This window comes from Hoeflea sp. BAL378, assembly GCF_000759435.1.
Lineage (GTDB): Bacteria > Pseudomonadota > Alphaproteobacteria > Rhizobiales > Rhizobiaceae > Hoeflea.
In genome coordinates, this window is record NZ_JRJG01000090.1 from 1 (window position 1) to 9504 (window position 9504).

The window sequence follows — 9504 nt, forward strand, 5'->3', positions numbered from 1 at the left end:
CGCCAAGCCCGACCAAGCAAGCTGGTTCGCCACCGCACTTGCCGACGCCATGGAGACGAGCTACGCGCTCGCCGAACGGATCATGATGGACCTCTCGGGCCGCCAGCTCGCCACCGCGCTGATCGCGCTCGGCGCGCCGGAGCCCACCATCCGCGCGGGCCTCGAAAGCTTCTTCCCGCACTTGGCCCAGGCCTCGCCCCACCACACGCTCGCCACCGATTTGATCGCCAGCCTCGACCCCGAGAGCTGCGCCACCCGGCTCGACGCCTGGCAGCGCGCCGACCGCTACACCCATGGCGGCGTCCCCCACGTCCCGGCGCTCGCCGACAGCAAGCAGGTGCGGCGGGAGACGGGCGACCGCGCGGTGCGGCAGGACACGCGCCGGGGCGCAAGAAAGACGGGATGACGGCGGGCTGACGCCGAGGGCACGAGCCCCCGGCGCCTACAGCCGGCGCTTGAGCAGGCGGGAGATCACGCCGACGATTCCCTCGCGGAACAGCAGCACGCCCAGCACGAAGATCACGCCCTGGATGATCGTCACCCAGGCTCCGAAGGTCGCGAGATAGTTCTGCATGGTCACGATCACCGCCGCGCCGACCAGCGGGCCGAAGATCGTCCCCATGCCGCCCAGGAGCGTCATCAGCACCACCTCGCCCGACATGCTCCAGTGCACGTCGGTGAGCGAGGCGAGCTGAAAGATCTGCGACTTGGTGGCGCCCGCGAGCCCGGCGAAGGTGGCCGACAGGGTGAACACCATCAGCTTGTAGCGGTTGACCTGGTAGCCCAGCGAAATCGCCCGAGGCTCGTTCTCGCGGATCGCCTTCAGAACCTGGCCGAAGGGCGAATGCACGATGCGGTAGAGCGCGAGGATGCCGCCGAAGGTGATTGCCAGCACGAAGAAATAGAGCGCGATATTGTCCTGCAGCGACACCAGGCCGAACAGCTCGCCGCGCGGCACGCCCTGGATCCCGTCCTCGCCGCCGGTGAACTCCGCCTGCAGCGCGAAGAAATAGACCATCTGCGCGAAGGCGAGCGTCACCATGGCGAAATAGATGCCCTGCCGCCGGATCGCCAGCGAACCGATGGCGAGGCCCAGAATCGCCGCCGCCAGCGTTCCCGCCAGCACCGCCAGTTCCGGGGTGAAGCCCCAGACCTTGGCCGCGTGCGCGGCGACATAGCTCGCGCCGCCGAAATAGGCCGCGTGGCCGAAGGAGAGCAGGCCGCCGAAGCCGAGCAGCAGGTTGAAGGCCGCCGCGAACAGCGCGAAGCACATCACCTTCATCACGAAGATCGGGTAGACCATGAACGGCAGCGCGATCAGGAAGCACAGCAGGACCACGAAGATGATCTTGTGCAGCCGCGGCATGCCCACTTCCTTGCGGAAGCGCACGTCCTGGCCAGTCTGGGTGTCCGCCATCGCCATCACGCAGCCCTTCCGAACAGGCCCTCGGGCTTGATGAGCAGCACGATCGCCATGATGACGAAGATCACCACCGCCGATCCCTCCGGATAGAAGACCCTTGTCAGTCCCTCGATCAGTCCCAGCCCGTAGCCGGTGACGATCGCGCCCATGATCGACCCCATGCCGCCGATGACGACCACGGCGAAGACGACGATGATCAGGTCCGCCCCCATGTTGGGGTTGACCGCATAGATCGGCGCCGCCAGCACGCCGGCGAAGGCGGCCAGCGCCACGCCGAAGCCATAGGTCAGCGTGATCATCCGCGGCACGTTGATGCCGAAGGCGCCGACCAGCGCCGGGTTCTCGGTGGCCGCGCGCAGATACGCGCCGAGCCGGGTCTTCTCGATCATGAACCAGGTGCCGAAACAGACCACCACCGAGGCCACGACGATCCAGCCGCGATAGGTCGGCAGGAACATGAAGCCCAGGTTCCGGCCGCCCGCGAGCGCGTCGGGGATCTGGTAGGGCAGGCCCGAGATGCCGTAGTAATTGCGGAACAGGCCCTGGATGATGAGCGCAATGCCGAAGGTCAGAAGCAGGCCGTAGAGATGGTCGAGCTTGTAGAGCCGCGACAGCGCCACCTTCTCCAGCACGATGCCGGTCGCGCCGACGATCAGCGGCGCCAGGACAAGCGCCGGCCAGTAGCCGATGCCGAAATAGTTGAGCAGCATCCAGGCGACGAAGGCGCCCATCATGTACTGCGCGCCGTGGCTGAAATTGATGATGTTGAGAAGGCCGAAGATCACCGCCAGCCCCAGCGACAGCACGGCATAGAAGGATCCGTTGATCAGGCCCAGCAGAAGCTGTCCCATCAGGACCTGCGGCGGAATTCCCAAGAGTTCGAACATGAGCGGCCCCGGTCAGTGAGTGCGGCGCGGCACCCCGGCCAGGGCCGGGATGCCGCGATGTATCATTTCTTGGTGAAGTCGCACTCGTCGCGCATCGGCAGGGAAGGCGTCTTCGCCGGAGATCGTGGCGATCTGGTTGTAGAGGTCCCATTCGCCGGTGCTGTCGGCGGGCTTCTTGACCTCGAACAGGTACATGTCGTGGATCACCCGGCCGTCGCCGCGGACATGGCCCTTGCCGAACAGCGGATCGTCGAACTCGGTGGCCTTCATCTTGGCCACGACTTCCTTGCTGTCGGAGCTGCCCACGGCCTCGACGGCGCGCAGATAGTGCATCGTCGCCGAATAGACGCCGGCCTGGACCATGGTCGGCTTGGCGCCCTGCTTTTCTTCAAAGCGCGTCGACCATTCGCGGGTCTTGTCGTTCAGGTCCCAGTAGAAGGCTTCGGTCAGCGACAGGCCCTGCGCCGTTTCGGCGCCCAGCGCATGCACGTCGGTCACGAACATCAGAAGGGCCGCCAGTTGCTGGCCGGCCTGGGTGATGCCGAATTCCGAGGCCTGCTTGATGGCGTTGACCGTGTCGCCGCCGGCATTCGCCAGCCCGATCACATCGGCGCCGCTGCCCTGGGCCTGCAGCAGGAAGGACGAGAAGTCGGTCGCCGGGAACGGCACGTTCACCTGGCCGACCACCTCGCCGCCGGTGGCGGTGACCACCGCGGTGGTGTCGCGCTCGAGCGCATGGCCGAAGGCGTAGTCGGCGGTGAGGAAGAACCACTTCTTTCCGCCCGCCTCGGTCACCGCCTTGCCGGTGCCGTTGGCCAGCGCCGCCGTGTCATAGGTCCAGTGGATCGTCGTCGGCTGGCACTGCGCGCCGGTGAGGTCGGTCGTGGCTGCGCCGGAATTCAGGAACACCTTGCCGGCCTGGGCGGTGATTTCGGCCACGGCCAGCGCCGCCGACGAGGTCGGCACGTCGAGAATGGCGTCGACGCCCTCGGCGTCATACCACTGGCGGGCGATGTTGGAGGCGATGTCGGGCTTGTTCTGGTGATCGGCCGAGACGATCTCGACCTTGATGCCCTTGTCGGCGGCGCCGAAATCCTCGACCGCCATGCGCGCGGCGACGACGGAGCCCTCGCCCGACAGGTCGGCATAGACGCCGGAACGGTCGTTGAGCACGCCCAGCTTGATGTTGATGTCCTCGGCGAGCGCCGGGCCCGCCGCGAGTGTCGCAAGCGCAAGGCTTCCGAGTGCAACTGTTCTGAACATATTATTCCTCCTCCGTTGAACGCACTATGCGCGATTTGTTTGCTCGACCTACACGCCCAGATAGCCGTGCAACTTGTCGATATTGGCGTCGAGATCGGCGCTGGGGATCATGTCGATCACCCGGCCCTGCTCGACAACGCAGTGCCGGTCGGCAACCGATGCGGCGAACCGCAGGTTCTGCTCGACCAGCACGATGGTGAACCCCTCCTTCTTGAGTTCGCGGATCGTCGCGCCGATCTGCTGCACGATCACCGGGGCAAGGCCCTCGGTCGGCTCGTCGAGCAGCAGGAGCTTGGCTCCGGTGCGCAGGATGCGGCCGATGGCCAGCATCTGCTGTTCGCCGCCCGACAGCTTGGTGCCCTGGCTGCGGCGACGCTCGAGCAGGTTGGGGAACAGCTCGTAGATCCGCTCGACGCTGAGCCCGCCTGCGGCAATCCGCGGCGGCAGCATCAGGTTTTCCTCGACATTGAGCGAGGAGAAGATGCCGCGCTCCTCCGGGCAGAAGCCGATGCCCAGCCGCGCTATGTGGCGCGGCTGCAGGGCGATGGTCTCGTTCCCGGCGAACCGGACCGATCCGGTGCGCTTGGCCAAAAGGCCCATGATCGCGCAGAGCGTCGAGGTCTTGCCGGCGCCGTTGCGCCCCAGCAGGGTGACGACCTCGCCCGGCTTCACGTCGAATTCGACGCCGTGCAGGACATGGCTCTCGCCATACCAGCCGTTGAGGTCGCGCACGGCGAGCAGCGCGTCGCCGCCCGCCGCTTTCGTCTCGTTCAGCGTCGCGGTCTCACGCATCCTCGACTCCGATATAGGCTTCGATCACCGCGGGTGACTTCGACACGGTCGCATAATCGCCCTCCGCCAGAACCTCGCCGCGCGCGAGCACGGTGATCCGGTCGGACAGATCCGCCACGACCGAGAGATTGTGCTCGACCATCAACACGGTGCGGTTCTTGGCGATCCTGCGGATCAGCGCCGAGATGCGCTCGACATCCTGCTGGGCCATGCCGGCCATGGGCTCGTCGAGCAGCAGCATTCCCGGATCGAGCGCCAAGGTCGTTGCGATCTCCAGCGCCCGCTTGCGCCCGTAGGACAGCTCGCCGGCGCGGTGATCGGTGAATTCGCCCAGGCCCACATCCTCGATATAGCCGCGGGCGTCGTCGTCGAACCGCGTCAGCATCCGTTCCGAGCGCCAGAAATCGAAGCTCTCGCCGCGCTTGCGCTGCAGGGCGATCCGCACATTCTCGAGCACCGTCAGGTCCGAGAACACCGCCGAGATCTGGAAGGAGCGGACCATGCCGAGCTGGGCGATGCCGGCCGGCGACATGCCGGTGATGTCATGGCCCTGGTAGCTGATCTTCCCCGCCGTCGGCTGCAGGAACTTGGTCAAGAGGTTGAAAAAGGTCGTCTTGCCGGCGCCATTGGGGCCGATCAGCGCATGAATAGTTCCCTCCTCGACCTCCAGGTCGACCCTGTTGACTGCGACGAAGCCCTTGAATTCCTTGGTCAGGCCTTCCGCTTTCAACACGATGCTCATGGATTGAACATCGCACGCGAATCTATCATTGCCATTTTCTGGATCCCTCATCCCTTGTTCTTATGACCCCGACGGTATGGTCGTGACGGGAGGGTGTCAAGGAATGATCGAGGGGTGTGGAAGACAGAGCGAGGTGGCGGGATGGGCGCGTCGCGGCGGGCACCGTGCTCAAGGCAAGGATGTGCGCCCGGAGCGGCAGGGGCGTGAGGGCTGACGTCGTCACGGTCAGGCGTTGTGCCGCCATGGTGGGTGCGCTGCTGCAAGTCCGCTCCGAGCCCATTTTTTCGATTTTCTGTGACGCAGCGAATGACCGTATCGGAAAATCGGCGACTCATTGGCAGCTATGTTGGCATCCAAATCTCCAAAGGCTTCCAAACTCACTGAAAAAGGAAATCTCCAGCGAGCCGTAACTATGGAAGCGGAAAACAGCCCGGCAATCCGGCTGGCAATACAATCAATGCACCCGCCGCATAGAGCCTTTTCCCCAGTGCTGGTTCATCTGACGCTACAGTAATCCAGAAATCGCCAACGCCTAGAATACCTGCATCCGCCGGCAAGCGTGATATGAATCCTTTGTTCGGAAACAAGGCCATAGCGCCGGGCGCAACATCGGTGAAATTCATCACGCCAAGTTGGAGCGAAATCCACACAAACATGACGGCGACCACTGACCCAATCCAAGATCTAATAGTCATGGATGTGTTCCAAGGTCAGACCCCGTTCATCCAGCCCACGCAGGGCCTCCGCCAATTCGGACACTGGTAGCAGGATCAGGTGACGGGTGTCGTCATAGCCTTGACGCCCAAAACTGTAGAGCGCTTCATCTAGATCCGAGACCTGGGAGGTCACCGTGAAAAGAATGTCATCATTGCCAGCAATCTCAACGAAATTGCCGCCTGCTTTGGCCCATTGCAACAAAAGCTCTGTCAGAGCGCGATAGCGGGGTGTCTCGATCCTGATGCCGTCTGGGCGCGTGGCGATCACATCCACATCGTCAAAGGCAGCGAGATCAGCGGCACTTAGCCCGGTGACGATCATCTGAAGCCGTACGGCGTCGGGTTCCATGTTGGCGACGGCTGCCGCGATGAGATCAGCATAAGCTGCCTTGGTTTTGTATTCCAAGCCAACCGCGAGCCGTCGTTCGCGATCCCGAAAGGCAGTGGTCGCGCTGGCTGTGATTTCCGCTGCGTCCTGCGTGAAATCCCATTGATACCAAGGCACCTGACGCAGAAACAGCGCATATTCCGCCGCCTGCTGTGCAGTCAACTCATCCAGCGGCGCGCGGGCTTCACCGCGTATCAATGTCGCTCCGCGACCAATGGTTTCTTCATAGAGGGCCTTTGCCAACAGCTCTGCAGTAAAGCTGACCCCGATTGTGTAAACGGTCGATTTAAACTCCGACGGAAATCCGCCATGCGGTCCGGATGCTTTGGACAGGTTGCAAAGCGATGCCCAAAACCCGCCGATTGCAGGCAGATACTTGTAGTCATGGGGATCGCCCGTTCTGATGACCTTCGCATAATCATCGTAGGCATGGACGATGTGCCATTCGGGGTATGTCAAAAGCGTGCGGCCTTCAGGCCGGTGCTGGTCTGGCGGCAGGATCGCCGAATAGTCCGACCCGCCATCCCCCGGTCGACAGGCTAATTCGGTATAACCAATCGGCGCAAGCAGCCCGATCACGAGCAGCAACAGGACGCCAAGGCCAAGTTTCAGAAACCGCTTCATACGGTCCGACCTAACCGCAAACCTGCAACCAATGCCACACCACCAAGGGCGATATGCGGCAGATTCGCGAGCACTCTGAACAGAGTAAACGACAACCCGTCCGAGGCGTTGGTGAAGATGCCAAAGTCCAGATAGCCCCAGCCAGTCAAGAAACCCAACGTCCCGTCACCAAGGTAAAGCGCACCAAAGATGACCAGGAATACTTTGCTGGCCCGCGCACCCAGCAGCGCCGCCGCCAAAGCCCAAAGAGCTGAAACCAAATGCAACATGTCGTCAAACAGGTCGAGCGCGAAGATGCCGAATGCCAGCCCCGCCTCATCCGTAATTCCCGGTACATAGTTCAAGCCTGCGGCCGCCAGAAGGACGACGAAATATCCCAGCGCAAATTTCTGGATCAAAGTCATAAGTCCCCCAGATAGCTATCCCAAAGATTGTTCCGCAGTACCAGATCAGGGTCCAAGATCCGTTTTGCTGCCGCAAATTCTGTCGCCCGCGGATACGCCCGCGCGAATTGATCTGGTCGTGCGTGTGGTCGATAAGGCAGATAATATGTCCCGCCGATTGAAATCACACCTTCAATGAGTTCCTGGGTGATGCGCCTCATATCCGCCTCGGCACGGACAGTCAGTTCTTGACTGAACGACATCACCGCTGCAATGCGCGGGGTTGCGGCATAACCAAGCCAACTGTTCGGATCAGTGTCCACAAAACGCAGTGTCACGTTCAGAAACTCTTGATAGGAACCGGGGATCACTGATCGGCACAACATCACAAACTCTGCAAAGCGATCAGGCGAGACAAAATACTCGTGCAAAATATCCGTGCGGTCTGGATTACGGTCATCAAGCGTTAGCACAGGTTCATTGATGAGGCTGTTGCGCGTGACGGGTCCGCCGGCCAATTCAGTTGCAAGATCAGCCTCCAACCACCAGCGAAACCGCTTCATCCGCTCGTTCCCAAGCTGGGCACGATAGATGCGGCTTGCGACCTTCGCGGCTACACCGGATCCACTTGCAGCGGGCAGGTCACTTTGATCGGTGCTTGGCCGATAGGTAACAAGCAAGGCATCAGACATGAAACTTGCGCGTTGAACGTTGAGCCGCCCGTACGCCATCGTAACTGTCTCATCCGCAAGTGCCTCAATGAATTTGTCCCCAAACGACTCGGCGGGCATTTCCTCGAATGCGGGTTCGAGGCGTTGGTTCTGCGCCAGATCAACATCCATCTGCGTGATGATCCCTGTTAGGCCATAACCACCCATGGTCATCCCAAACAGATCAGGGTTTTCAGTGCGCGAACAGGTCACAAGCGCACCATCGGGCAAGATCATATCAAACGACCGCACAGTGCTGCCCATAGGCCCTTCCTTCACAGGCCAACCATGGGCATTCACACAAAACGTCGCTGCGATGCCAAAGTCATTGTTCGATTGCATGACGCGCGGACCCAACCCAATCGGATCGGCGGTCGCGATCACGTCGCTCCAGCGTGCGCCTGCATGTACGCGCATCATGCGATTGGCGGTGTCCGGTTCTACAAGCCCATTCTCAAACGTAATGGCATGGCCGTCCCTCGGAATGGCTTGCCCACCCATGGAGTGACGCGCGGCACCGACATTCACCGGGCGGTTGTTGGCGCGTGCTTCGTCCAATTCCGCTCGGATTGAAGCGATCAACTGTTTTCCGGGGTCGTCTCTTAAGATGATGTGCCGGAATATAGGTGTTTCGCTAAGTTCGCTGGCATCATTCAATGTGCCAGCAACGCCCCTTGGTTCAATTGACCGTCTTCCATCAAGTGTGGGATTCGACGCTAAAAATGACTTCGTTAGCAACCCGCCTATCACCGCGCCACTACCTAAAAGTGCGGCTCGGCGGCCAATTCTAGTAATCATCGCCAATTTTTTGCTCTCGGATTCCGGACTACGTTCATAACGTAAATTCTCGCAATTGAATTGTCAGTATGGATTTCCTGCCCCTCGCTTTGCATTCGGCAAACAAAGAAGCCTTGTACAGTAAGCAGCCCTTTGCGCAGAGGCAACGAGTGCTTTTCTGTCCGCATAGCTGCCATCCGAGCGGCTCAGATGCCGCGCACTCAACCAGTGTCCGGTTCGAGGCAGCGGCAAAGCAGCACCAGGTGTCCACGGCAATTTCTGCTCAGGGCCAAGAGCGCCGCAAGCCGTGACTGCCCATGGCCGCTTCGGCTTCCGGCATTCGGAACCGGTGCAATCCCCTCCCGTCCCTGCTTCACTCCCTCCTCCCTACCGCCGCGACTTCCGCCAGCCCGCGGCGCGGGCTTCGGCTTCGGTGCAGAACCAGCGTTCGCCGAATTCGCGCGAGATCCGCGTGGGTTCGTAATAATGCTGGCCGGGCACATGGTAGATGCGCTCGCCGGTGTCGATGCTGATATTGCCCTTGATGAGGCAGGACGGCGCGGTGCGGTAGGCCTCGATGTGCGGGGCCGCGGCCTGAAAGAGGTGCGGGGCGGCAAAGGGGGCGGCGAAGGCTCCAGCGGAGCACAGCATCACCAGTGTCGCGAATTTGGCCATGGGACCGGTCCCTCGGTTGCATATCCCGAGACTGCACGCAAAAGACTAAGATCGGCTGAGCGCAACCGCTAAAATTGTCACAACCGGCGCGGGAGAATGGCCGCGGGACGAGAGGGCAGCGGCG

At 61.8% G+C, this 9504-nt stretch carries 10 protein-coding genes and 1 pseudogene; 1 reads left to right on the forward strand and 10 read right to left on the reverse strand.

Annotation, left to right across the window (positions count from 1 at the left end; all coding sequences use genetic code 11):
* Nucleotides 1-406: pseudogene (locus LL06_RS27705) on the forward strand (hypothetical protein); the annotation flags it as partial.
* Between the two features lie 36 nt (nt 407-442).
* Here the strand turns inward: LL06_RS27705 and LL06_RS17995 are convergent.
* The 10 genes from LL06_RS17995 to LL06_RS18035 form a co-directional block, all read right to left on the reverse strand.
* Nucleotides 443-1366, reverse strand: coding sequence for a branched-chain amino acid ABC transporter permease (locus tag LL06_RS17995; RefSeq protein ID WP_244447179.1), 924 nt, complete (start codon nt 1364-1366; stop codon nt 443-445).
* 56 nt (nt 1367-1422) lie between these two features.
* Complete coding sequence (locus LL06_RS18000) at nt 1423-2310, reverse strand: branched-chain amino acid ABC transporter permease (RefSeq protein ID WP_035530006.1); 888 nt, start codon at nt 2308-2310, stop codon at nt 1423-1425.
* A gap of 12 nt (nt 2311-2322) precedes the next feature.
* A complete protein-coding gene (locus LL06_RS18005; protein WP_081964049.1) occupies nt 2323-3573 on the reverse strand; it encodes an ABC transporter substrate-binding protein in 1251 nt (416 codons plus the stop codon).
* Nucleotides 3574-3621: 48 nt separating this feature from the next.
* Nucleotides 3622-4365: an ABC transporter ATP-binding protein gene (locus tag LL06_RS18010; RefSeq protein ID WP_035530009.1), complete on the reverse strand. Its 744-nt coding sequence runs from the start codon at nt 4363-4365 to the stop codon at nt 3622-3624.
* Nucleotides 4358-5107, reverse strand: coding sequence for an ABC transporter ATP-binding protein (locus LL06_RS18015; RefSeq protein WP_035530011.1), 750 nt, complete (start codon nt 5105-5107; stop codon nt 4358-4360). The genes LL06_RS18010 and LL06_RS18015 overlap by 8 nt, the downstream gene beginning before the upstream one ends.
* 410 nt (nt 5108-5517) lie before the next feature.
* Nucleotides 5518-5775 (reverse strand): hypothetical protein, encoded by a 258-nt coding sequence (locus LL06_RS26945; protein ID WP_201772356.1) that lies wholly within the window; start codon nt 5773-5775, stop codon nt 5518-5520.
* A 16-nt stretch (nt 5776-5791) separates the two neighbouring features.
* Nucleotides 5792-6835 (reverse strand): hypothetical protein, encoded by a 1044-nt coding sequence (locus LL06_RS18020; RefSeq protein WP_035530013.1) that lies wholly within the window; start codon nt 6833-6835, stop codon nt 5792-5794.
* The gene (locus LL06_RS18025; protein WP_035530016.1) at nt 6832-7239 is read right to left on the reverse strand and encodes a membrane protein; all 408 of its coding nucleotides are present in this window, start codon (nt 7237-7239) and stop codon (nt 6832-6834) included. The genes LL06_RS18020 and LL06_RS18025 overlap by 4 nt, the downstream gene beginning before the upstream one ends.
* Nucleotides 7236-8585 (reverse strand): FAD-binding oxidoreductase, encoded by a 1350-nt coding sequence (locus LL06_RS18030; protein WP_244447178.1) that lies wholly within the window; start codon nt 8583-8585, stop codon nt 7236-7238. The genes LL06_RS18025 and LL06_RS18030 overlap by 4 nt, the downstream gene beginning before the upstream one ends.
* Nucleotides 8586-9092: 507 nt before the next feature.
* A complete protein-coding gene (locus tag LL06_RS18035; protein ID WP_035530019.1) occupies nt 9093-9380 on the reverse strand; it encodes a hypothetical protein in 288 nt (95 codons plus the stop codon).
* Between the last annotated feature and the right edge of the window lie 124 nt (nt 9381-9504).

Excerpts from the sequence above, each read along its gene's own strand:
- LL06_RS18020 (WP_035530013.1), bottom strand. The coding sequence starts at position 6,835 with ATGAAGCGGTTTCTGAAACTTGGCCTTGGCGTCCTGTTGCTGCTCGTG.
- LL06_RS18000 (WP_035530006.1), bottom strand. The coding sequence starts at position 2,310 with ATGTTCGAACTCTTGGGAATTCCGCCGCAGGTCCTGATGGGACAGCTT.
- LL06_RS18035 (WP_035530019.1), bottom strand. The coding sequence starts at position 9,380 with ATGGCCAAATTCGCGACACTGGTGATGCTGTGCTCCGCTGGAGCCTTC.
- LL06_RS18010 (WP_035530009.1), bottom strand. The coding sequence starts at position 4,365 with ATGCGTGAGACCGCGACGCTGAACGAGACGAAAGCGGCGGGCGGCGAC.
- LL06_RS18005 (WP_081964049.1), bottom strand. The coding sequence starts at position 3,573 with ATGTTCAGAACAGTTGCACTCGGAAGCCTTGCGCTTGCGACACTCGCG.
- LL06_RS17995 (WP_244447179.1), bottom strand. The coding sequence starts at position 1,366 with ATGCCGCGGCTGCACAAGATCATCTTCGTGGTCCTGCTGTGCTTCCTG.
- LL06_RS18025 (WP_035530016.1), bottom strand. The coding sequence starts at position 7,239 with ATGACTTTGATCCAGAAATTTGCGCTGGGATATTTCGTCGTCCTTCTG.
- LL06_RS18015 (WP_035530011.1), bottom strand. The coding sequence starts at position 5,107 with ATGAGCATCGTGTTGAAAGCGGAAGGCCTGACCAAGGAATTCAAGGGC.